The sequence below is a fragment of the Flavobacterium sp. 102 genome (genome assembly GCF_003634615.1).
Taxonomy (GTDB): Bacteria; Bacteroidota; Bacteroidia; order Flavobacteriales; family Flavobacteriaceae; genus Flavobacterium.
Map to the genome: position 1 here is coordinate 631,289 of NZ_RBKX01000001.1, position 25,064 is coordinate 656,352.

Genomic DNA, 25,064 nt, shown 5'->3' on the forward strand with positions numbered 1-25,064 from the left:
TATATTAATACGTATTACTTTTGCTTCATTATAATTATTATAATCTAATCAAATTAAGTATGAAACATCTTAACAAATTATTCGTTGCTATGCTAATGTTGGCTGGTTTCAGCTCTCAAGCTCAAGACAGCAACAACCCTTGGGCTATATCGTTTGGGGCTAACGCAGTAGATACAAGAGTAAGCGCTGCATCAAAATTAGAGGATCAGTTCTCTCAGTATTTTAATGCTAATGACAACTGGAACATTTTACCTTCAGTATCTTTTGTAAACGTATCTAAATACGTTGGCGGTAATTTCTCTTTCGGAATTACAGGTTCCCTTAACAAAATTAACAGGTATGTATTGCCAAGAGTTGGCGATGGACCATACGAAGTTGTAAATCCTGGCGATTTGAACTATTACGCTGTTGATGGTGTTATCAACTACAGTTTGATGAGTTTAATTGGATCTAAAAAAATTGACCCATCTATTCACGCTGGTGGAGGTTACACTTGGATTGGTGACGACATGAGTGCCGGTACTGTAAACGGAGGTTTAGGTTTAACTTATTGGTTTACTGAAAACATCGGTTTATCTGTTCGTTCTACTTACAAACATTCTTTCGAAGATTTACGTGAAGATATGCCAACGCACATGCAACATTTTGCAGGTCTTACTTTCAAATTTGGAGGTTCTGACAAAGATGGAGACGGAATTTATGATAAAGATGATGCTTGTCCAGAAGAAGCTGGTTTAAAACAATTCAATGGTTGTCCTGATACTGATGGTGACGGAATTGAAGACAGCAAAGATGCTTGTAAAGATATCGCTGGTCCGGTTGAATTCAATGGTTGTCCTGATACTGACGGTGACGGAATTGCTGATAATGTTGATGCTTGTCCAGAAGTGGCTGGTTTAAAAGCTTTCGGTGGTTGTCCTGATACTGACGGTGACGGAGTTCAAGACAAAGAGGACAAATGTAAAGACGTTAAAGGTCCTAAAGAAAATGGTGGTTGTCCTTGGCCAGATAGAGATGGTGACAATGTATTAGACAAAGATGACAGATGTCCTGATGTTAAAGGTACTGTTGCTAACAATGGTTGTCCTGAAGTTACTGAAGAAGCTATCAAAAGATTAAATGACTATGCTAAAACTATCTTATTTGATAGCGGTAAAGCTTCATTCCAACAACAAACTTACCCAGTATTACAAGCAATTGTAGCTATCTTGAAAGAGTATCCAAACTCTAACTTCTCAATCGAAGGTCACACTGATAGCGATGGTAAAGATGCTGCTAACCAAACACTTTCTGAAAACAGAGCTGCAGCCGTTAAAAATTATTTAATTGAAAACGGTATTGCTTCTTCAAGATTGTCTTCAGCTGGTTTCGGTGAGGCTAAACCAATCGATACTAACAAAACTAAAGCTGGTAAAGCTAACAACAGAAGAGTTGAAGTGAAATTAGTAAAATAATTTCTTCTCAAAATATTTCTAAAAAACGCTCCGAAATTCGGGGCGTTTTTTTATTTTTATAGAATGTCAAAGCCAACATTTCTTTACCAACTCACGCAAGAAATTCTGAAAACCCATTCCAACAATTTATTGGATTTGGTGGTAATTTTGCCCAACAAAAGAGCCAAAGTTTTTTTGCTTGCAGCACTAAAGGAATCAGTACCCAATAATGTCTTCGCTCCCGAAATCATCAGCATTGAAGATTTCATTCAAGATGTTGCAGGCATTCGCTCCATAGATAGTGTTGAACTGCTTTTCGAATTCTATGACGTCTATCTTTCTGTTACCGAAAAAGACAAACAAGAATCCTTCGAAACCTTTGCCAACTGGGCTAAAACACTATTACAAGATTTTAACGAAATTGACCGTTACCTACTTCAGCCCAACAAAGTTTTAAAGTATCTGGAAAACATCAAGGAAATTGAACATTGGGCTGTTGATATTGAAAAACGCACCGAACTCATTGAAAACTACTTAATCTTCTGGAAAAAACTTCCTGAATATTACCAATCTCTTTATGATTATTTGCTCAACAAAGGCATTGGCTATCAAGGTTTAATTTATCGAGAAGCCGTTGAAAATTTAAATCATTTTTCAGAAAACAACACCAACCAATTTATATTTGCAGGCTTTAATGCTTTGAACCAAGCCGAAGAAAAAATAATCCAACATTTATTGGCCTTAGACAAAGCCAAAATCTATTGGGATATTGACGAAACACTACTTTATGATTCTTTCCATGATGCGGGTTTGTTCCAAAGGAAATTTAAATCGGAATGGATTTACTACAAAACACATCCTTATGAGTGGATTGTAAACGATTTTACCGAAGCGAAAAACATTCACGTCATTGCGACTTCCAAATCTATCGGTCAAGCCAAAATTGCCGGAAGCATAATCGATAAATATATTAGAGAAAATGATTCAAATCTGCAAAACGTAGCCGTAGTTTTAGGAGAAGAAAATTTATTATTACCGATTTTGCATTCGTTACCAAATACCGTTAACGCCTTAAATGTCACGATGGGATTTTCGAGCAAAAACAATCCTGCGCAATTATTAATCGCCAAACTATTCAAACTGCATTCCAATGCTTTGTCAAGAAATCCGAGCAGTTATGTGATGTATTACAAAGATGTACTCGATATTTTGACGCATCCGTTGATTGAACCTTATGTCTATGCCGGCGAATTGGTCAACCGAATCAACAAAAACAATTACACTTTTATTACACATAAAAAACTCGAGGAATTATACCCTAATGACAATGCCTTATTCAAAATGTTGTTCCAAAAATGGGACACCAACTCGGTAGCGGTTTTAGAAAATCTATCTCAAATTTTACTCCAAATTAAAGCGAATCTGAGTTACGACAACGAAGAAGAGAAAATCACAAATGCCTTTGTCTATTCCGTATTCAAAGTAATTAACAAGATGATTTCTTATTTTGGCGAACACCAAAACATAGACGACATCAAAACATTACACGCCATTTACAAACAAGTGATTGAAGTTGCCGAAGTGTCTTTTGAAGGCGAACCATTAAACGGTTTGCAAATCATGGGCGTTTTGGAAAGTCGTGTGCTCGATTTTGAAACCGTAATCATCACCTCGGTCAACGAAGGCAAATTTCCGGCAGGAAAAAGCACCAATTCGTTTATTCCTTATGATGTGAAACGCGAATTAGGGTTGCCAACTTACAAAGAAAAAGACGCGATTTACACGTATCACTTTTACCATTTATTACAACGCGCCAAAAACATTTACCTGATTTACAATGCCGATAGCGATGGTTTTGATGCCGGCGAAAAAAGCCGTTTCATTACCCAATTGGAAGTCGAAAAACAACCCAATCACAACTTAACCTTTCAATATTTCAATCCCGATGTGCCCAATATTGCACACCAACCCATTATAGTTCCAAAAACAGAAAGTGTTATAACACGCTTGCGCGAAATTGCTACCAATGGTTTTTCGCCTTCGTCCTTAACGACCTATATCCGAAATCCGATTCAATTTTATTTTCAACGAGTGTTGCGTATTTCGGAAACCGATGAAGTCGAAGAGAATATCGCAGTGAATACTTTAGGAACCATTATTCACGGTGCTTTAGAAGCTTTGTACAAACCGTTTATCGGAAGAATTTTAACCAAAATCGATATCGAAAGTTGCTTCAAAAAGATAGATGACGAAGTGTTGACCCAATTCAAAGAAGTGTACAAAGAAGGCGAAATCAAAAAAGGCAGAAACTTGTTGGCTTTTGAAGTCGCAAAACGCAATGTGTTAAACTTTCTCAAACTCGAATTAGAAAATTTAGAAAAAGGTGATGAAGTGCAAATTATCGCTTTAGAAGAAACCTTTCAAAGAACTTTAGAAGACATGCGTTTGCCATTTCCGGTATTAATCAAAGGAAACGTGGACCGAATTGAAATCCGCAACGGCAAAATCAGAATCATTGATTATAAAACGGGGAAAGTCGAGCAAAAAAGCGTCACTTTAAAAGACTGGAAAGGCTTAACCGAAGATATCAAAAACGACAAGATCATTCAGATTTTGGCGTACGCTTTTATGTTTGAAGAACAAGCCAAAGGCAGAGAAATTGAAGCCGGAATCATTTCGTTTAAAAATTTAAAATCCGGATTTTTGCCTTTTAATTTCAAACAAGATAAAGAAGTAACCGAAGTCATTTCGCCTGAAATTATGGAAGCCTATTTAGAACAGATTGTAGTTTTGCTTCAGGAAATTTTTGATTTGGAGATACCTTTTGAGGAGAAAATAAATTGATTTGAACCGCAAAGGTCGCAAAGGCATTACGCCAAGAGCACTAAGGCGTTTATACCTTCTTCAAAAAACCCAACAACACTTTCATCAATGCCGCCTCGTTTTCAATGTGACTCATGTGTCCATCTGGAAAAGTGGTCAACTCGACTTTCGTTCCTTCAATTTGTTCCAAACTGTCTTCGTAGTGTAAAACACCATCTTTTTGACCTAAAACCAACTGCATCGGATAAGGCGCAAAATGTAAAATTACTTCACGGTCTTTTCGGATTTTCATGCCTTCTAATGCAGCAACAATACCTTGCAAAGGTGTTTTCAAAGCTTGTTCTTTTACCTTTTCGATTTCGTCGGCTAAGCGTTCGTGATTGTCTTCACTAAACAAATTGGCAATCGACATGCTCACAAAAGCACCATAATTCTGCTTAACACAAACGATTGCCCTATCGCGATTCAATTTGCGTTCGTCACTATCCGCACGAGAAGTTGAATTCAGCAAAAACAAACCTTTCATAAAATCGGGGTACAATTCGGCGAAAGCCAAAGCCACATAACCGCCCATAGAATGCCCAACGAGAACTACTTTCCGAACTTTAAGATGCATAAATAAGGCAAACAACATATCGGCTTGGTCTTCCATCGCATGCACATAACCGAGACATTCGGTTTCACCATGACCCAATAAATCAACGGTAATGACGCGGTGTTTCTTCGAAAGTTCGGGCACAAAAGCCTTCCACATCGTTTTGTTTTCGAGAAAACCGTGTAATAAAACCACAGCTGTACCTTTACCTTCGTCGGTAAATGAAATTTTGGTGTTTTTATAGGTGATGGTTTTCATAGATGCAAAAATAGTTTTTTAACCATATAAGACATTTAAGTTCCATATAAAAAACTTAAATTAACTTAAATGACTTATATGGTAAAGAAAGACGACCCACCAACGTGAGTCGTCTTATCCCTTTTTACTAATCCCTTTTCCCTTAACTAAGCATTCATCAAACTCTCAATTTCCTCCACCTCAATCGGAATATTTCGCATCAAGTTAAACGGTTCTCCGGTTGACTGAATCACGACATCATCTTCCAATCGGATGCCGAAACCTTCTGCCGGAATATAAATTCCAGGTTCTACGGTGAACACCATATTGGCTTGCATAGCTTCGTGCAACAATCCGTAATCGTGCGTGTCTAATCCCATGTGGTGTGACGTTCCGTGCATGAAATATTTTTTATATGCCGGCCAATCCGGATTTTCGTTTTGTACATCGGCTTTGTCGATTAGACCTAACCCAAGCAATTCCGAAGTCATGATTTTGCCAACCTCAACGTGGTATTGTTTCCAATAATTGCCGGTCACCAACATTTTAGTCGCTTCGTTTTTTACTCGTAACACCGCATTGTAAACTGCTTTTTGTCGGTCACTGAATTTCCCCGAAACCGGAATCGTTCTGGTCATATCGCTGGAGTAATTGGCGTATTCCGCACCAACGTCCAACAGCAATAAATCGCCTGCTTTACATTGTTGGTTGTTTTCAATATAATGCAATACATTGGCATTGTTTCCCGAAGCGATGATTGGCGTATAGGCGAATCCTTTGGAACGATTTCTGAGGAACTCGTGAGCGAATTCGGCTTCGATTTCGTATTCCATTACGTTAGGTTTGGTAAAGTTTAGCACTCTACGGAACCCTTTCTCAGTAATGTCACAAGCGGTTTGGATTAAATCCAATTCTTCGCTTTCTTTTACCGAACGCAATCTTTGTAAAATTGGGTTTGATTTTTCGACTTTGTGCGCCGGATAGTTTTCTTTCCACCATTTGACAAAACGCGCTTCACGAGTTTCAGTTTCAATACTCGCACGGTAATGCTCATTGGTGTTGATGTACATCGTTTCGGCATAGGTCATCACTTCTTTCAGAGTCTTGTGAAAATCCTGTAACCAAATCACCGATTTGATTCCGGACACTTCAAATGCTCTGTCTTTCGTCAACTTCTCGCCTTCCCAAATCGCAATGTGTTCATTGGTTTCTTTTAGAAATAAAATTTGTTTCAAATGTTCGTAAGGCGCATCCGGAAAAAGCAATAAGATGCTTTCTTCTTGGTCAACACCCGACAAGTAAAAAATATCTCTGTGCTGTGCAAAAGGTAAAGAACTATCGGCAGAAACCGGATAGATGTCATTTGAATTAAAAACAGCCACGCTGTTCGGTTTCATTTGTGCCGTGAATTTGGCCCTGTTTTTTACAAACAAATCGCGGTCTATTTGATGGTATTTCATGTCTAGATTATTGGATTATTGGATTGTTAGACTTCTTAGATTTAGTTTACCAAAATTACGGATTCCTCTAAAGCGATAAGTAGCCAAATGGCGTTATTTTTTGTTAACCGATGTTTTTCGAATGCGACTCATGTGGCGATTGGAAATACCGAGGAAAGAAGCCAAATAATGCAGCGGCACTTCTTGCAAAAGTTTGGGTTCAGTGACTAATAATTTTTTGTAGCGTTCTTCCGGCGTTAACGTCAGTAAATCGATGCGATAATCGTCAATCAAAATGATCTGTCTTTCGATTAAATTGTAATAAAATTGATGAAACGCTTGGTTATTGGCTAACAAATAGTTGAAAGACTCTAAATCAATTACCCAAAGTTGGCAATCGACTAGTGCTTTAATGCTTTTTCTGGACGGAATTGTATTGAGGAAACTATTTAAAGACGATGTAACCGAATTTCGCATGGCTAAATAGGTGGTTTTCTCTTCATCATCAACTAAAATGGCGTGTTGCAAAATGCCACTTTCAACATAACAGAAATAAGGGCAAACTTGGTTTTCATCGACTAAAAATTGGTTCTTTTTTAAAGACAAAATCTTGAAGTGATTGGCAATTTCGGTCAGTGATTGTTCCAAATGCTTATCTGAATCATTCATAAAATGACGCAAATAATCTAAAAAAGCCGAATTATTGTTTTGAGTTTTCATAAGTATTGAGAACAAAAATATTCTTTTTTGGGACACATTTTTTTATTCAACGATTAATGAATAATTTTAAGCAAAATTAATACCATGAAAAAGGTTACGTTATTCATCGCATTTTTGATATGTTTTGGACTTAATGCTCAGGACAAAAAGGCTTATCAGTTATTTGACAAGAAAGGCAAAAAGACGACTTATGCCAAACTTCTGAAGGCTGCCGAAAAATCGCAAGTGGTTTTGTTTGGCGAATACCATAATAATTCAGTGGTGCATTGGTTACAATTGGAACTAACGAAAGATTTAGCTGTAAAAAAGCCGCTAGTTCTTGGTGCAGAAATGATTGAAGCCGACAATCAGGCGCCATTAGACCAATATTTGAAAGGAGAAATTAACCAAAAGCAATTGGATACGACTGCCCGACTTTGGCCCAATTATAAAACTGATTATAAACCTTTGGTTGATTTTGCTAAGGAAAACAAATTGCCTTTTATCGCCACAAATATTCCCCGAAGATATGCGGCTGCGGTTTCTAAAAAAGGATTTGACGCTTTAGAAACATTGACTGCTGAAGAAAAAGCATGGATTGCACCTTTGCCAATCGCTTATGATGAAAATTTGCCGGGTTATGTCAACATGATGAAAATGATGGGCGATCATGCGAGTCCGAATATGCCGAAAGCGCAAGCCAGTAAAGATGCGACGATGGCTTATTTTATCGAAAAGAATTTAAAAGACGGAAGTATTTTCATTCACTACAACGGCACTTATCATTCCGACAATTTTGAAGGCATCAATTGGTATCTGAAAAAAAACACGCCAAATCTGCAAATAATCACCATTGCTACATTGGAACAAAAAGATTTAGAAAAAATAATGCCCGAAGATTATAATAAAGCAGACTATATTCTCGTTATAGATGAAGATGTAACAAAAACACATTAACATCGTCTTAACATAATCAATCAAAAATCAATCATCCAAAGCGCAGCCAAATTGTTTGCAGTGTAGCGGAAAAAATCAAAACCCAATGAAAAAAGCATATATCCTTTTACTCTTCCTGATCGCCGCGCTGCCGTTCTTTTCGTGCAGCAGTGATAATGCACCTGAAGAACCGATGTTGATTATCAAATTCCAATTTGATGAAAATCAGGCTCGATTGAATAATTTAGGGCAACCTTCAACCGTTGCAGCAGGAAATGCCGCTCAATCACCAATTTTCAATACTATTTCGGCTCATTACATGGAATTGGCTCCAAATGCTTTCACACAAATTGGTCAAGGAACGATTATTTATCATGCGCCTGAAACCAATTTAGGAGGTGCTTCGGCCATCGATTTTGATCAATCTAAAATAGTAGCCGAAGGTGAAACTTTCCTAAAAATCCCTTTGAGTGAAATCGCTTCCGGCAGTTATGAATGGATGCGTGTTTCTTTGTCTTATCAGAATTACCAAATCAATATACGACACCAAAATATTGATTATACCGGAACTTTAGCCAGTTTTGTTGGATACAATACTTACATAAGCGAATTTAATATTGGCAATAACATTTTTCAAGTCGATGGCAACAGAACTCAGGGTTACTGGGCATTTGGCTTAAACAACCAACCTTATTCTTCGTCTGGCCAAGCACCCGCTAATGCCACTACAGTTCCAAATCCTATTGCAACAACTTCGCCTATTCCACAAGGTTCTTGTGTGGTTACCGGAAGATTTGCTTCCAATTTGGTTATCAATGGAAACGAAACAGATGATATTGTGATTACTCTTTCGTTGTCAATTAACAACAGTTTTGAGTGGCACGAAGTTACCGCTGACGGAAAATTTGAACCTTCTATTGGCGAAAATGTTGTCGACATGGGATTAAGAGGTTTGATTCCGAGTTATGTTAGATAGTTTTGTTTAATTTTTTTGACCAAAAAAAGCCATTTAAACAATTGAAAATCAACAAGTGTTAATCTCACTTTAAATTCATTATAAATTAGAGCGAAAAGGTTGTAGTTAATACCAAATAGGTGTATTTTTGTGTGATTTTTTTAAACAAATTATACACAATTATGGCAAAATCTGCACTTTTAAAGTCATCCTTAGCAAAAAAATATTGGATGGCTCTTACAGGTTTATTTTTATGCTTGTTTTTAGCAGGTCACTTAGCAGGAAATCTTCAATTAATTTTTAGCGATGCTTCAGCGTTCAACAAGTATGCGTTGTTCATGACCTCTAATCCGGCAGTAAAACTTCTTTCTTATCTAACCTACATTTCAATTCTTTTCCATGCAGTCGATGGATTTTTATTGACTTATCAAAATGTAAAAGCAAGACCTATTGGCTATGCCAAAAACAATCCTTCCAAAAACAGTAGTTTTTCTTCAAGAAACATGGCCGTTTTGGGAACCTTGATTTTGGTTTTTATTGTAACACACATGGTTAACTTTTGGGCGGTGATGCATTTTGATGAAAAAATGCCATTGCAAACCGTCACTGTGGATCAAATGGGTCAAAAGATGGATTACTACATCACTACTGATAACGGAAAGTTTTTTCCAACAGATTCAATTCAATTGAAACAAATGGGATTAGAAATCAGAAACAGAACAGAATTTTATAATACCCAAGCTGGTGTAAAAATGGGTGAAGGTTATAAAGATTTACATAAAATCACGGTGGCTTTCTTCAAAGACGCTAAAACCGGTTTAATCGCAACAATACTTTATGTTTTGGCGATGTTTGTTTTGGCTTTCCACTTACTTCACGGTTTCCAAAGTGCTTTTCAATCACTAGGTTTAAACAATCCAAAGTACACACCGGTCATCAAAGGTTTCGGAGCTGCTTTCGCGATTATTGTTCCGCTTTTATTTGCTACAATTCCGGTTTACATTCACTTTTTTCTAAAATAATCAACATCAGTATAAATCATGAAGTTAGATTCTAAAATACCAGAAGGTTCTATTTCAGAGAAATGGACTAACCATAAAAACCACTTAAAATTAGTTGCTCCAAATAACCGTCCGAAAATCGATGTAATCGTTGTTGGAACCGGATTAGCCGGTGCTTCTGCCGCAGCTTCTTTAGGAGAAATGGGATACAATGTAAAAGCATTTTGTTTCCAAGATTCCCCAAGAAGAGCACACTCAATCGCTGCTCAAGGAGGAATCAATGCTGCCAAAAATTACCAAAACGACGGCGACAGTACTTACCGATTATTTTACGACACGATTAAAGGTGGTGATTACAGAGCTCGTGAAGCCAATGTTCACCGTTTGGCGGAAGTTTCTGCCAATATCATTGACCAATGTGTAGCACAAGGTGTTCCTTTTGCCCGTGATTACGGCGGAATGTTGGACAACCGTTCCTTTGGCGGAACACAAGTTCAACGTACGTTTTATGCTGCAGGACAAACCGGACAACAACTATTGTTAGGTGCTTATTCTGCTTTGTCTAGACAAATTGGCGTTGGTAATGTTGAAATGTTCAACCGTCACGAAATGTTAGACTTGGTAAAAGTTGACGGAAAAGCACGCGGCATCATCGCTCGTAACTTGGTTACCGGAGAATTAGAAAGACATTCGGCACACGCCGTAATTATAGCAACCGGCGGTTATGGAAATGTATATTTCCTTTCTACCAATGCGATGGGTTCAAACGTAACAGCGGGTTGGAAAATTCACAAAAGAGGTGCGTTATTCGCGAATCCTTGTTTTGTGCAAATTCACCCAACTTGTATTCCGGTTCATGGTGTAAACCAATCAAAACTGACTTTGATGTCGGAATCGTTGCGTAACTCCGGTAGAATTTGGGTACCAAAGAAAAAAGAAGATGCAGAAGCGATTCGTGCCGGAAAACTAAAACCAACCCAACTTAAAGAAGAAGACAGAGACTATTTCTTAGAAAGACGTTATCCGGCGTTTGGTAATTTGGTTCCTCGTGACGTAGCTTCTAGAGCTGCCAAAGAGCGTTGTGATGAAGGTCACGGCATTGAAGCTAACGACACTAACGAAGGTGTTTACTTAGATTTCTCTACCGAGATTCAAACCAAAGGTCGCCAAGCGGCTTATTCTCAAGGAAATCACAATCCGTCAGCAGAAGAAGTGACTAAATTGGGTAAAAAATGGTTGGAAGAAAAATATGGTAACCTTTTCGCGATGTATGAAAAAATCACAGACGAGAATCCATACGAAACGCCAATGAAAATTTATCCGGCAGTTCACTATACTATGGGTGGCGTTTGGGTAGATTATAATTTACAATCAACAATCCCTGGTTGTTTCGTTGCCGGTGAGGCTAATTTCTCTGACCACGGAGCAAACAGACTAGGAGCTTCAGCTTTGATGCAAGGCTTAGCTGATGGTTATTTTGTATTGCCTTACACCGTTTCGAATTATTTAACAGACGAAATCAGAACCGGAAAAATTTCAACTGATTCTCCTGAATTCATTGAAGCGGAAAACAGCGTAAAAGATACAATCGATAAATTCTTAAACAATAATGGTTCTAAATCGGTAGACCATTTCCACAAACGTTTAGGTTTGATCATGTGGAATAAAGTCGGAATGGCCCGCAACGAAAAAGGTTTGCAAGAAGCTATCCGAGAAATCGCCGCCTTGAAAGAAGAATTCTATAGAGACGTTTATGTTCCGGGAAGTTCTGACGAATTAAACCCAGAATTAGAGAAAGCACTTCGCGTAGCCGACTTTATTGATTTAGGTCAATTAATGGCGATGGACGCCTTACAACGCAAAGAATCTTGTGGTGGTCACTTCCGTGAAGAATACCAAGATTCAGAAGGAGAAACGCTTCGTGATGATGAAAATTTTGCGTTTGTTGGTGCCTGGGAATACATGGGTTATGACATCAGCCAAGAAATTCTGAACAAAGAAGAATTGAAATACGAGTTTATCAAAATTGCAGCTAGAAATTATAAGTAATTAGGCATCAGGCAATAGTTGATGAGTGAAATAAAATCATATAAAGATTTAATAATTTGGCAAAAAGGAATTGATATTGCCATTAATTTATATGAATTAGTTGAAGATTTTCCAAAAGAAGAACTTTACGCTTTAACAAGCCAAGTAAAAAGAGCTTGTATTTCAATTTCTTCAAATATAGCTGAAGGATATGGTAGAAGTTCAACTCAAAGTTATATTCATTTTGTAAGTATTTCAAGAGGTTCTTTGTTTGAGTTAGAAACCCAACTGATAGTTGCCAAAAGATTAAAATTCATTAAAAATGAAACTTTATTTTCTGAATTAATGAATCAAATTACAGAAGAAAGTAAAATGCTAAATTCTTTTATAAACAAATTAGAGTCAAGTAAACAATAACTACTAATGCCTATTGCCTTTTGGCTAATGGCTAAAATAAACATTATGAGTGCAGCAAAAAACATCAATATAACCCTTAAAATTTGGCGTCAAAAAAACGCTAAAGCCAAAGGTCAAATAGAAACTTATAAATTAGATAATGTTTCTACTGCAAGTTCATTTTTGGAAATGTTAGACCAATTGAACGAGCAATTAATCAACACCAAAAAAGAACCGGTGGCTTTTGACCACGATTGTCGCGAAGGAATTTGCGGGATGTGTTCGTTATACATCAACGGTAGAGCGCACGGTCCGGATACCGGAACAACAACTTGTCAGTTGCACATGCGTAAATTCAACGACGGCGATACCATTTACATCGAGCCATGGAGAAGTAAAGCTTTCCCTGTAGTAAAAGATTTAGTAGTGGACAGAAGTTCTTTTGACAGAATCCAACAAGCCGGTGGTTTCGTTTCGGTAAATACTTCCGGAAGAACGATTGATGCTAATGCCACTCCGGTTCCAAAACACGACGCCGACAGGGCTTTTGAAGCCGCTGCTTGTATTGGTTGTGGCGCTTGTGTCGCAACTTGTAAAAACGGCTCGGCTATGTTATTTGTGGGTGCCAAAGTATCGCAATATGCTTTGTTACCACAAGGAAAAGTAGAAGCAACCCAACGTGTATTAAATATGGTGCGTCAAATGGACGAAGAAGGATTTGGAAACTGTACCAATACGGGTGCTTGCGAAGTAGAATGTCCGAAAGGCATTTCGTTAGAAAACATCGCTCGCATGAACAGAGAATATTTAAAAGCGAGTATAATATAATTTCATATTGTCACCCTGAGCAGCTTATGCTGAGCGTAGACGAAGTACAGTCGAAGGGCAAAACGCATTCAAATCAATGAATGCGTTTTTTTTATACCATAAAATCAAATCAAGTATATTTACAGTAACAAACTTTGACTTTAATTCGCATGAAAAAATTTCTCTTTTCATTGTTACTGCTTTTGGTTTTTGGAAATCCAATTTTGGCCCAAAAACTAAAGTTAATGACTTACAATATAAGATTAGATGTCGCTTCTGATGGTGAAAATGCATGGCCGAATCGCAAAGATTATTGGGCTTCACAAGTTACTTTTAACGAACCGGATATTTTCGGAATTCAAGAAGCTTTACCTCATCAAGTGACAGATATTGCAACTCTGCTACCAAATTACAGTTATGTCGGCATTGGCAGAGATGGTGTTGGTAAAGGAGAATCATCCAATGTTTTTTATAAAAAAGACCGTTTCAAAGTCTTGCAAGAAAACACTTTTTGGCTTTCAGAAACGCCTGATAAAATTTCCAAAGGTTGGGATGCTGCACTCAATCGTGTTTGCACTTATGCTTTGTTAAAAGACAGCAAAACCAAACAAACTTTTTGGATTTTCAATACCCATCTAGACCACATGGGTGAATTGGCAAGAACCAATTCTATCCTTTTGATTCTTTCTAAAATGAAGGAACTTAATACCGAAAATTACCCTATCTTTTTCATGGGCGATTTCAATTCGGAACCAACAGAAGAACGAATTGTCAACCTGAAAAAAGAAATGCTTGACAGCCGAGATATTTCAGAAGAAAAACCTTTTGGACCAATCGGAACGTTCAATGGTTTTAAATACAACGAAAACGTAACCAAACGCATTGACTATATCTTTTTATCCAAAGAGAATCCGTTTAAAGTAAAAAAGTATGCCGTTTTAAGTGATTCCAAAGACTTAAAATATCCGTCAGATCATTTACCGGTTTATATCGAACTCAAGATTTAATTAAAAGCATTTTTATATATTTCGCATAACAAACAACGCAATGAAATTTCAACTTACCTCTTTATTTTTACTGATTTCCATTTCAACTTATGGTCAAAATCTCCTCCAACATGTCAATCCTATGATTGGAACCGGTGGTCACGGACATACCTATCCAGGAGCAACTGTGCCTTTCGGAATGGTACAATTGTCTCCCGATACTAGAATTGACGGCAGTTGGGATGGCTGTTCGGGCTATCATTACGACGATAATACTATTTATGGCTTTTCTCACACACACTTAAACGGAACCGGTTGTACTGATTATGGCGATATTATGTTGATGCCAACCATGGGCGAACCAACATTAAACCCTAAAGAATACAGCTCAACCTTTTCTCATGCGAAAGAAAAAGCAACAGCCGGATTTTATTCGGTTAAGCTCGATAAACACAACATTGACGTAGCTTTGACTTCTTCTACTCGTGTTGGTTTTCACCAATATACTTTTAATAATTCGGGCAAAGCCAACATCATTTTGGATTTAAACCACCGCGATAAATTGTTACAAGGTGAAGTGCGAATTGTGAATTCTAAAACCATTGAAATACTCCGAAGAAGCGAAGCTTGGGCTAAGGATCAATACGTTTTTGCCCGAATTGAGTTCAGCCAACCGATGCAAATCAACAAAATCAGAAACAACAATGCAGCGCAAGCCACTTCGACTGATAAACTATTTACAGGAACACAATTGGCTTTAAGTTTTTCTAAATCCGTAAGCAAAGGCGATAAAATTTGGGTTAAAGTAGCGTTATCTCCAACTGGTCATGAAGGTGCCAAACTAAACATGGGCGAAATCTCGGGTTGGAATTTTAACAAAGTCAAAGAAGATGCCGAAAAACTTTGGGACCAACAATTGGCTAAAATCCAAATCACAGAAACTAATACGGATAAATTAGCCATTTTCTACACCGCTTTATACCATACGATGGTGCAACCTAATATTGCCCAAGACATCGATGGCAAATACCGCGGTCGCGACAACAAAATCCACAAAGCCGAAGGTTTTGATTATTACTCTGTATTCTCGCTTTGGGATACGTTTCGTGGTGCGCATCCTTTATATACTTTAATCGAAAAGAAACGGACCACCGATTTTATCAATACCTTTTTAAAACAATACGAACAAGGCGGAAGATTACCGGTTTGGGAATTGGCGTCGAATGAAACCGATTGTATGATTGGTTACCATTCGGTTTCTGTCATGGCCGATGCAATGGCTAAAGGCATCAAAGGTTTTGATTACGAAAAAGCTTTTGAAGCCGCAAAACATTCTGCGATGTTGGATCATTTAGGGTTGGAAGCCTATAAAAGACAAGGTTTTATTTCGATGGATGATGAACACGAAAGCGTTTCCAAAACGGTGGAATATGCTTATGACGATTGGTGTATTGCGCAAATGGCTTTGATTTTAAACAAAAAAGACGATTACGATTATTTCATGAAACGCTCGCAAAGCTGGAAAAATGTCTTCGATTGGAACACCGGTTTTATGCGACCAAAGAAAAACGGCGGTTGGGACAAACCTTTTGACCCAAGAGAAGTCAATAACAACTTTACTGAAGGCAATTCATGGCATTATTCTTTTTTTGTGCCGCAAGACATTCCCGGGATGATTGAAGCATACGGCGGAGCCGAAAAATTTGAAGCCAAATTAGACGAAATGTTCAACAGCGAAAGCAAAACCACAGGACGCGAGCAAGTTGACGTTACCGGTTTGATTGGACAATATGCGCACGGCAACGAACCGAGTCATCACATGACTTATTTGTACAACTACATTGGCAAACCAGAAAAAACAGCCAACAGAATCAATTATATTCTAAACGAATTCTACAAAAACACACCAGACGGATTAATTGGCAATGAAGACTGCGGGCAAATGAGCGCTTGGTATGTGTTGAGTTCAATGGGAATTTATGCGGTTACACCGGGGAAAGCAGGCTGGAGTACTACTGAACCTTACTTTAAAACCATTAAAGTACAATTGAATGAAAATAAAGTTGATTACATAGATAAAACCAGAACTGGAGATTATTTGCAGTATTTCGGATTAGAGGAATTTCAAAAAAAACCACATCAAGATTCATGGCAACCTATAATTCCTGTTCCGGTTATTGAAGCCAAAAGTAAGTCGTTTAAAGAAAAGATTGAAATTAGCATTCTCTACAATAAACTTGATTTTTTGGATGATCAAAAAAGCCTTAAAGCGTATTACAGAATGGACAATAATAAAACATTTCAACTTTATGAAAAACCATTCATCATAGACGAAACCTCAAAAATTGAGGCCTATCTCGCACCTGATTTTATGGCAACCAGCGACACAATTTCTGCAACTTTCTTCAAAAAACCCAACAATTACTCCATCGACATCAAATCAAAATACAACCCGCAATACCATGCCGGCGGTGCGGAAGGTTTGTTAGACGGAATCAACGGAACTACCAACTGGAGAAAGGGCGATTGGCAAGGATATCAAGGTCAAGATTTTGAAGCGACTGTAGATTTGCAATCTGAAAAAACCATTACCGAATGCAACAGCACTTTTCTTCAAGATTCGCGCTCTTGGATTTTGATGCCTACAAAAGTAGAATATTATGTGTCTACTGATAATGTGAACTTTACTTTAGCCGGAACCATTGACAATACACTTGATCCAGCAGAAACTGAAAATACGGTGACCAATTTTGGTGTCAAATTAAACTCAGCCATCAAAGCCAAATATGTAAAAATTAAAGCCTATAATTACGGTAAATTACCAGAATGGCATCAAGGAGCCGGTGGCGATGCCTTTATTTTTATTGACGAAATAACCATTAAATAAACTTATCCCTTATTTCTTTTCCCTTATCCCTTAAAAAAATGAAAATAGCCTTAATCCAAACCACATTATCTTGGGAAAATCCAACCGAAAACCGAAGTCATTTGGCCCAAAAAATAACGGGTTTTATGGAAGACGTCGATTTGATTGTCCTTCCCGAAATGTTTTCCTCAGGCTTTACCATGAATCCGAGAAATGTTGCTGAAACTATGCAAGGCGAAACCATTTCTTGGCTCCAACATTTGGCGAAAGCCAAAAACTGCGCCATTACAGGAAGTTTGGTAATTGAAGAAAACGGTAATTTTTACAACCGTTTGGTGTTTGTTTTTCCGAATGGCGACCTCAAAACTTACGACAAACGACATTTGTTTACGTTGACAGGAGAAGACAAAGTATATACAGCCGGAACCGAAAAATTAATCATTGATTACAAAGGATTCAAGATTTGTCCGTTGATTTGTTATGATTTGCGTTTCCCGGTTTTTTCGCGAAATGTGGAAAATTATGACCTATTAATTTATGTTGCCAATTGGCCAAAACCACGCATCAATGCTTGGGATATTTTGCTAAAAGCGCGCGCCGTAGAAAATATGAGTTATGCGATTGGCGTCAACAGAATTGGAACTGACAGTAATAGTTTAGAATACGTCGGTCATTCGCAAGCCGTTGATTTTCTAGGGAATTATGTATTGGAACCACAAGAAACAGATGGCGTTTTTATAATCGAATTAAACAAAGAAAAAATATTAGAAACGAGAAGTAAATTGGCTTTTTTGGAAGACAAAGACGATTTTAAAATACAATAATTCGGCAATCAAAAATAGTTAATCTTCAATCTTATTTCAAACTAAAAGGCTGTATCCAATCCCAATTCGGGCGAACATCAATCTCACCGGGTAGATAAATGACCTCTTCCGTTTGACGTTTTTCTAAGAAGCTTCCCGTGTCCCAAACCTTGTTTTTATTGTTATCGTAGATGATTCTCAAAGTATATTTTGAGGGTTCAATTGCGTCAAAATTAATAGTCGTAGCGCTTTCAGTATATTCTGTGTATTTGACTTTTCCATCTTTATCTGTAAGTTCTACAATCAACGGAAATGTCTTGACATTTTCCAGAACAACCCTTAAATTGGCATAATCTGATAAATTCTTGGTGCTTACTTTAAAGTTAAGTGTGTCATTTTCCTTTTCAAAGAAATCAGTCATAGCACCCGGCATTACTTGAATACTGTAGCTTTCCAGTGGTTCTTTTTTGAAATCCAGATACATTTTTTGGTTAAAATCATCATACTCGGCAGTAAAATCAACTACCGTAGAATCTTTGCTTCTAATACTGATTTTAGATTTATCAAATTTCACTAAAGGCGTAACACTAGTCATTGAAAATCGTCCACGAAGTGGTAAATTCCCACTAAAATCCGAACTAATATTAATAGTGTCTGCTTTTGCAGCTTTCATTTTAACAATGAAATCGGTTTTATACTTGTCTTTTTCAACAGTCACTTGGAGCGAATCTGCTTTTACAGGTTTGAACCAAATTTGCAACGAATCTTTTTTAGCCATTTGAGTGACCAATGACGGAATGATTTCAGAACCATTTTTCACCATTACTTTAGTGTCTTTACCTTTGCCTTCATAACCCATCAACATTCGTGATTTTGCGGCCAATGTTGGTTTAAAAGCTTTAAACGGTAAAGTCTCTTTAAATAATTCTAATTCAAAAATAGTGTCGTTCGGAATGCTAATGTATTGTTTTTGAAAACCAATTTTATCCGACTTCGGGTTGTATAGATTATTGCCGTTGTCCTTCAAAGCCACCAAAAGATATTTTCCTTCCTTTAGGTTTTCGAGTTTAACTACTTCCAAACTGTCTAAAGTATTGGTTATATATCTCGGCGTATTTTTATAAATCGTCGAGTCATTGAAATTCTCATTAATTTCATACAACATCACCGATACAAAATTGTCGGTCTTCTTTTCCAAAGCATCTTTGACTCTTACATTCAACGATAAAGAATCAATATAACTTCCGGTAGAAAAAACGTATTTGAATTGGGAATACGGATTTCCTTCATTATTATCTTCAATACTTTGGCCAAAATTGAAACTATAAGTGGTATTCGGCAAAAGAGTATCTTTTATCTTGATAGTCACTATTTTGCTGGCATTATAAGGTAAAATCTCAGGTTGATTTTTCATAGGTGGTGAAATAATCAACTGCTTGTTAGCATTTTTCAGCTTTACATATTCATCAAAAACCAATTTGATTTCTTTTCCGGTAAAATTGGTCGAAAAATTTTTAGGCAAACTCGATTTTAAAACCGGAGCAATTGTATCTTTCGTACCACCGGTAATCGAGCCGCGCTTGGCACATCCAATGGTTAAAAGAATCAGCAGTAAAGAAAAATATTTGAAGTGAATTTTTGGCATAAAGCATTTTTTCAAAGCACAAAATAACAATTATATTCAGTGCGAATGAAATGTTTTAGTCGAAAGTTAACAAATTGGTCATTAACCCATTATTTACAAAGTTTTTTTCCCTTTTTGAAGGTCAATTATATGATAGAGCAAAGAGTCCTACCAGACCGGTTATTATGGACAAAGGTAGCGCTACAGTCTTGACTATGGAGAATTTCCTTTTTTTGATGTCTGTGATATCATTTATGGGAATTTGTTTTTCCTCAAAATCTTCTGAAACCAATATTGTGTTGTCTTTTACATCATGAAAGACTACTTTCGAATACTTATGATTTTGCTTAATCTTATATGTTTTACCCGTTTCCATCTTTGTTGGATCGTTGTCCATTGCTTTGTAACTAAAGCAACTTTGGCACAAAATAATAAGGGCAATTCCTAAAAATATTTTTTTCATAACTATAAATTTAAGGAGTTAATTCATCACGAATATAAGAAAATATTTTCATTTACTCCTTTTCTATAAAATTAACTGTGTGACATCGCCATGCAAACAATACTGATTTTCGCATCCGGAATTTTGAGCAGTTCACGACTACAAGCCTCTAGTGTTGAACCGGTTGTAATTACATCATCAATCAGCAAAAAATGTTTTCCATGATGACTTTCTGAAAAAGTTACGTCAAAAATAGTCTTACTAATGTCAGCCCTACCTAAAAGTGATTTTTTGGTTTGGGTTTTGGTGTATAATCTTCGTTGCAAAATGGTTTCTTCATAAGGAATGGCTAAGTTTTGTGCCAAAGCTTGTCCAAATTTCGCGACCTGATTGTACCCGCGTTCACGAAGTCTACGTTTGTGCAACGGAACCGGAATGATGTAATCGATGGTTGTAATGGCTTCCAAATCTTTTAATTCTGCCGCATACCAATCGCCTACAATTTGGCCAATTTCCTGATTTCCTTTGTATTTCAATTGGTGCATCATTTCCTGAACAATCCCTTTTTTGTGGAAATAAAATAAGGCAGCGCCAAACTCTAACGGAATTCTGCCATAGAATTTTTGGAACACTTCATTTTCTTGAATCTTGTGGTGATTGGTCAGCGGAATTTCGTGCCGACATTGCGTACAAATCACCAATTCGTCATGCAATAAAAAGGAATGACAACCGGCACACGACTTTGGAAAAAATAAATTCAGCAGGTGATTCAACATAAAAAAGTAATTTTCTTACATAAAATTATAAAAAAATTCTATTCTAATTGATTTTTAGCCCTTTTTTTATCATCGCTTTTTATATTTTTGCAACATTATGGCAAAACAAGAAGATTTATTTAAGAATGTAGTTTCGCATGCAAAAGAGTACGGATTTATTTTTCCGTCAAGCGAAATCTACGATGGTTTGAGCGCAGTCTATGATTATGCACAAAACGGAGTCGAATTAAAAAAGAACATTAGGGAATATTGGTGGAAAGCCATGGTGCAAATGCATGAAAATATTGTCGGTTTAGACGCCGCAATTTTGATGCATCCAACCACTTGGAAAGCTTCGGGTCACGTGGATGCGTTCAACGATCCGTTGATTGACAACAAAGACTCTAAAAAAAGATACAGAGCCGACGTTTTAATTGAGGATTATGCCGAAAAATTAAACCTGAAAGCCAAAAAAGAAATCGAAAAAGCCCGCGAGCGTTTTGGAGCATCGTTTGACGAAGAGCAATACAAAACCACCAACCCGCGTGTGATGGAATACTTGGCAAAAGAGCGTGAAATTCTGGAAAGAATGGGTCGTTCGCTTGGTGCCGGAGATTTAGAAGATGTAAAAGCGTTAATCGAAGAGTTAGAAATCGCCGATCCGGAAACCGGTTCAAGAAACTGGACGGATGTGAAGCAATTCAACTTGATGTTTGGCACCAAACTCGGAGCTTCTGCTGAGAATGCGATGGATTTATACTTGCGCCCGGAAACGGCTCAAGGTATTTTCGTAAATTTCTTAAACGTTCAAAAAACCGGAAGAATGAAAATTCCGTTTGGAATTGCCCAAACCGGAAAAGCTTTCCGTAACGAAATTGTAGCGCGACAATTCATTTTCCGTATGCGAGAATTTGAACAAATGGAAATGCAGTTTTTCGTAAAACCGGGTGAAGAAATGAAATGGTACGAATACTGGAAAGAAAACCGTTTGAAATGGCATTTATCGCTTGGTTTAGGCGCAGCAAATTACCGTTTCCACGACCATGAAAAATTAGCACACTACGCCAATGCGGCAGCGGATATCGAGTTTAATTTCCCTTTCGGATTCAAAGAACTAGAAGGAATTCACTCAAGAACCGATTTCGATTTAAAAGCACATGAACAATTCTCCGGCAAAAAACTGCAATATTTTGACACCGAAACCAATTCTAACTATGTTCCTTATGTAGTAGAAACCTCGGTTGGGTTGGATAGAATGTTCTTATCAGTTTTCGCCACATCTTTAAAAGAAGAAACTTTGGAAGACGGTTCAACCCGAACCGTTTTAAGTTTGCCATCGGTTTTGGCACCAACCAAAGCAGCGGTTTTACCATTAGTAAAAAAAGACGGTTTGCCGGAAGTGGCTCAAAAAATCATCGAAGATTTAAAATGGGATTTCAACGTTGCTTATGACGAAAAAGATGCGGTGGGTCGTCGTTACCGAAGACAAGATGCATTGGGAACACCATTCTGTATTACGGTTGATCACCAAACGTTAGAGGATGAAACCGTTACCATACGCCACAGAGATTCCATGGCACAGGACCGCGTTAAAATTTCAGCATTAAGAGACATAATTGGCAACGAAGTTTCAATGAGAAACTGGTTGATGAAAATGTAATACCAACCTATTGTCATTACCTCGAAAGAGGAAAAAAGCCCAAATTCACTAAGAGTTTGGGCTTTTTGTTTTTGTAAGGATTTATCCGAGTTAAAACACACATATTAACAGTATTAACGTTTCTGTCAACATTTACCAACATTGAGCAATCAAAATTATAATTTCGTTACAACGAAAATACGGACGTTTAATCGTTTTTATTTTTGGGATTAATTATAAAATGCAATCTTAGCCCAACAATTAGTTTCCCCAAAACTACCTGTCAATTTAACTGATGATGCTTTCTCCTAAATCACGGAAAAGCGTTCATGAGCCACACTTATATAATTATTGATGACAATCAGGACGATGTCACGAAAACTCAGGCAATAGCTGAGCGCTTTCGTAACTTGTCATTTGTCGCATCAGCCAATAATTATGACGAAGGCGTAAATCTTATCTTAGAACACCAACCCCATTTAGTTTTTCTCGAAATTGATCCTTCTGATAAAAAGAGTAATCTTTCTTTGTCATTGATTAATGAATTGTATCGTTATCTAAGTGTTGTTCCTAAAATCATCATCACTACAGCCAAAAAAGATTTAGCTTACGACGCCTTGAAATATGAAGTAGTTGATTACTTACTAAAGCCTTTAGACATCAATGATTTTAGAAAAGCAATACTCAAATTTGACCGCGCCATCAAGTCCGATTTGCCACACATGGAAGTCAAAAATCCGGCAGCGACTTTTGAAGTTTTGGATGAAACCCTAACCGAAGAGTTAGAAACAGCAGAGACAGACGTTGAAGTAAAAACAATTCCGGCAACGGTTGAAAATCCGATTCTAGTTCAAAAAGAACAATCATTGATAATTTGTGTCAAATCCTATGGTGATTACCGATATATTGATTCAAATGATATTCTATATTTTGAAGCCGATAACAACTCCACCGATATTCACTTGAATAATGGCGAAATGATTACGGCCTTCAAAACCTTAAAGCATTTTGAAACCGTTTTACCACAAACACAATTCCTTCGCATACACAACAGTTACATTATTAATGTAGAGCAAGTTTCGAGAATTCATACCGGAAATACAGTTTGTTATATTAAAAATTCTACCACTAAATTACCATTCTCCAAATCCTATAAAGACAATGTCGATTTAATCATCACCCGAATCGCCGGCGGAAATTATTTGGAGATATAGAAGAAAAATAATACATTTACTAAAACTTGAGTATGGAAGTAACTGTATTAATGATTGACGATCATCCTCCGATTATTGAAGGCTATAAATCGATATTATCATATAATCCTTATGGTTATATTTTAGAGATACAAACTGCATTTAGCTGTGAATCTGCTTATCATTTAATCTCAACTACCAAAACACCTTTTGATGTAGTGATGATAGATTACACCATGCCACCATTTATCGAGAAAAATATTCATTGTGGTGCTGATCTGGTTCCGATAATCAGACAATATTTACCGGAAACCAAAATCATGATGCTAACTTCACATTCGGAATCACTATTATTACTTAAAGTTTTAAAAGAAGGCAATCCTGAAGGGCTTTTGGTGAAAAGTGATATTTTGGCCGATGAATTTTTGGTTGCTTTTGACACCATTGTAAAAGGTGAAAGTTATTTCAGCAGTACCATTATTAGTCTCAAGCAAGAATTAAAAGAATCAGACAAAGTGCTGGACAGCTATAACAGACAAATAATTATGTTATTGTCTCAAGGCATACAAACAAAAAATCTTCCCGACTATTTAAACCTATCCAAAAGTGCCATTGACAAAAGAAAAGTAATCATCAAAGAGTTTTTTGACATTGAAAAAGGCACAGACGAAGACATTCTAAGAGAAGCTAGAAAACAAGGTTTTATTTAAGTTCTCCTAGATTTATTCCTTCATTCGCAAACTTTAACAAAATGTACACTTTTAGTGTAACAGTAAGTCGTTTTTGTCTTTTAATTTTACTTCAATAAAAAATCTATTTTATTATTGGTAAAAAAGCAAGACTTACCATCTTGAGTATGTAGCTAAATTTGAGTGGTATCTTATTTGGTGAAAATTAATTGAAATTTTGTTCTGTTTATTTTGGGTTTGTTATTAAACAGGAGTATGCAAAAACCAACCAAAATGCAGCCTTGGCTTTGATGTTTGGACGACTTAAAGCTTGGGCTGTATTGTTTTAAAGTAGCGACTGTTTTTATGAAAAAAATATTATTGATTTGTCTAACTTTTGTTTTGTTTTCCTCTTTGGGTATCGCCCAAGATAAAAACAAACACGAATCTGCCTATTTAAAAATTAAAACAGGTGATGAGACCATTACTTATGAATTTGATTCCCTTACAGATTTTGATGAGAATTCAGAGAAAATTTTAAACGAAATTACCACGCCAAATTCTACCAATAAAAAAGAAAAAGACTCTAATCTAACCATTGAAATATCTATAACAACTACTTCCGACAATGTATCAACAACGATAACCGGTTCGGTTACCGCTTTTTATTCCTCAATAATCTCAGCAATAAAAAAACTTCGAACACAATTAATCGCCATTGCAATAGGGATAATATGAT

General features: G+C 36.9%; 21 protein-coding genes. 15 read left to right on the forward strand and 6 right to left on the reverse strand.

Annotation, left to right across the window (positions count from 1 at the left end; all coding sequences use genetic code 11):
• The first annotated feature begins 59 nt into the window (after nt 1–59).
• On the forward strand, nt 60–1,454 hold the full coding sequence (locus tag C8C84_RS02765; protein WP_121312075.1) for an OmpA family protein: 1,395 nt from the start codon (nt 60–62) through the stop codon (nt 1,452–1,454).
• Between the two features lie 63 nt (nt 1,455–1,517).
• On the forward strand, nt 1,518–4,277 hold the full coding sequence (locus C8C84_RS02770; RefSeq protein ID WP_121312076.1) for a PD-(D/E)XK nuclease family protein: 2,760 nt from the start codon (nt 1,518–1,520) through the stop codon (nt 4,275–4,277).
• 49 nt (nt 4,278–4,326) lie between these two features.
• Here the strand turns inward: C8C84_RS02770 and C8C84_RS02775 are convergent, their stop codons facing one another.
• From C8C84_RS02775 to C8C84_RS02785, 3 genes are all read right to left on the reverse strand, one after another.
• Complete coding sequence (locus C8C84_RS02775) at nt 4,327–5,109, reverse strand: alpha/beta fold hydrolase (protein WP_121312077.1); 783 nt, start codon at nt 5,107–5,109, stop codon at nt 4,327–4,329.
• Between the two features lie 146 nt (nt 5,110–5,255).
• Nucleotides 5,256–6,548: an aminopeptidase P family protein gene (locus C8C84_RS02780; RefSeq protein WP_121312078.1), complete on the reverse strand. Its 1,293-nt coding sequence runs from the start codon at nt 6,546–6,548 to the stop codon at nt 5,256–5,258.
• A gap of 93 nt (nt 6,549–6,641) precedes the next feature.
• A complete protein-coding gene (locus C8C84_RS02785; protein WP_233549710.1) occupies nt 6,642–7,247 on the reverse strand; it encodes a Crp/Fnr family transcriptional regulator in 606 nt (201 codons plus the stop codon).
• Between the two features lie 84 nt (nt 7,248–7,331).
• Here C8C84_RS02785 and C8C84_RS02790 point away from each other — a divergent pair, with 84 nt between their 5' ends.
• The 9 genes from C8C84_RS02790 (at nt 7,332) to C8C84_RS02830 (ending at nt 18,025) form a co-directional block, all read left to right on the forward strand.
• Complete coding sequence (locus C8C84_RS02790; RefSeq protein ID WP_121312079.1) at nt 7,332–8,183, forward strand: ChaN family lipoprotein; 852 nt, start codon at nt 7,332–7,334, stop codon at nt 8,181–8,183.
• An 85-nt stretch (nt 8,184–8,268) separates the two neighbouring features.
• Nucleotides 8,269–9,138: a hypothetical protein gene (locus C8C84_RS02795; protein WP_121312080.1), complete on the forward strand. Its 870-nt coding sequence runs from the start codon at nt 8,269–8,271 to the stop codon at nt 9,136–9,138.
• Between the two features lie 161 nt (nt 9,139–9,299).
• The gene (locus C8C84_RS02800) at nt 9,300–10,139 is read left to right on the forward strand and encodes a succinate dehydrogenase cytochrome b subunit (RefSeq protein WP_121312081.1); all 840 of its coding nucleotides are present in this window, start codon (nt 9,300–9,302) and stop codon (nt 10,137–10,139) included.
• Nucleotides 10,140–10,157: 18 nt separating this feature from the next.
• A complete protein-coding gene (locus C8C84_RS02805; protein WP_121312082.1) occupies nt 10,158–12,167 on the forward strand; it encodes a fumarate reductase/succinate dehydrogenase flavoprotein subunit in 2,010 nt (669 codons plus the stop codon).
• A 21-nt stretch (nt 12,168–12,188) separates the two neighbouring features.
• Nucleotides 12,189–12,563 (forward strand): four helix bundle protein, encoded by a 375-nt coding sequence (locus tag C8C84_RS02810; RefSeq protein WP_121312083.1) that lies wholly within the window; start codon nt 12,189–12,191, stop codon nt 12,561–12,563.
• A gap of 45 nt (nt 12,564–12,608) precedes the next feature.
• The gene (locus tag C8C84_RS02815) at nt 12,609–13,370 is read left to right on the forward strand and encodes a succinate dehydrogenase/fumarate reductase iron-sulfur subunit (RefSeq protein ID WP_121314951.1); all 762 of its coding nucleotides are present in this window, start codon (nt 12,609–12,611) and stop codon (nt 13,368–13,370) included.
• Nucleotides 13,371–13,519: 149 nt separating this feature from the next.
• Entirely contained in the window at nt 13,520–14,356 is an 837-nt protein-coding gene (locus tag C8C84_RS02820; protein ID WP_121312084.1) for an endonuclease/exonuclease/phosphatase family protein, read from the forward strand.
• 40 nt (nt 14,357–14,396) lie between these two features.
• Entirely contained in the window at nt 14,397–17,222 is a 2,826-nt protein-coding gene (locus C8C84_RS02825; protein ID WP_121312085.1) for a GH92 family glycosyl hydrolase, read from the forward strand.
• Between the two features lie 38 nt (nt 17,223–17,260).
• Nucleotides 17,261–18,025, forward strand: coding sequence for a nitrilase family protein (locus C8C84_RS02830; RefSeq protein ID WP_121312086.1), 765 nt, complete (start codon nt 17,261–17,263; stop codon nt 18,023–18,025).
• 31 nt (nt 18,026–18,056) lie between these two features.
• On the opposite strand, the gene C8C84_RS02835 is transcribed toward C8C84_RS02830, so the two are convergent.
• The 3 genes from C8C84_RS02835 to C8C84_RS02845 form a co-directional block, all read right to left on the reverse strand.
• Nucleotides 18,057–19,649: an Ig-like domain-containing protein gene (locus C8C84_RS02835; protein ID WP_121312087.1), complete on the reverse strand. Its 1,593-nt coding sequence runs from the start codon at nt 19,647–19,649 to the stop codon at nt 18,057–18,059.
• Nucleotides 19,650–19,770: 121 nt separating this feature from the next.
• On the reverse strand, nt 19,771–20,091 hold the full coding sequence (locus C8C84_RS02840) for a hypothetical protein (RefSeq protein WP_147406805.1): 321 nt from the start codon (nt 20,089–20,091) through the stop codon (nt 19,771–19,773).
• A gap of 71 nt (nt 20,092–20,162) precedes the next feature.
• The gene (locus C8C84_RS02845) at nt 20,163–20,846 is read right to left on the reverse strand and encodes a ComF family protein (protein WP_121312089.1); all 684 of its coding nucleotides are present in this window, start codon (nt 20,844–20,846) and stop codon (nt 20,163–20,165) included.
• A 97-nt stretch (nt 20,847–20,943) separates the two neighbouring features.
• On the opposite strand from C8C84_RS02845, the gene C8C84_RS02850 reads away from it, so the two are divergent.
• From C8C84_RS02850 to C8C84_RS02865, 4 genes are all read left to right on the forward strand, one after another.
• Complete coding sequence (locus tag C8C84_RS02850; protein ID WP_121312090.1) at nt 20,944–22,485, forward strand: glycine--tRNA ligase; 1,542 nt, start codon at nt 20,944–20,946, stop codon at nt 22,483–22,485.
• A gap of 308 nt (nt 22,486–22,793) precedes the next feature.
• Nucleotides 22,794–23,678, forward strand: a complete 885-nt coding sequence (locus C8C84_RS02855; RefSeq protein ID WP_121312091.1) for a LytTR family DNA-binding domain-containing protein — start codon at nt 22,794–22,796, stop codon at nt 23,676–23,678.
• Between the two features lie 32 nt (nt 23,679–23,710).
• Nucleotides 23,711–24,367 carry a response regulator gene (locus C8C84_RS02860; protein WP_121312092.1) on the forward strand — a complete coding sequence of 219 codons (657 nt, stop codon included), beginning with the start codon at nt 23,711–23,713 and terminating at the stop codon, nt 24,365–24,367.
• Nucleotides 24,368–24,691: 324 nt separating this feature from the next.
• Entirely contained in the window at nt 24,692–25,063 is a 372-nt protein-coding gene (locus C8C84_RS02865; protein ID WP_121312093.1) for a hypothetical protein, read from the forward strand.
• The last annotated feature ends 1 nt before the right edge of the window (nt 25,064 follow it).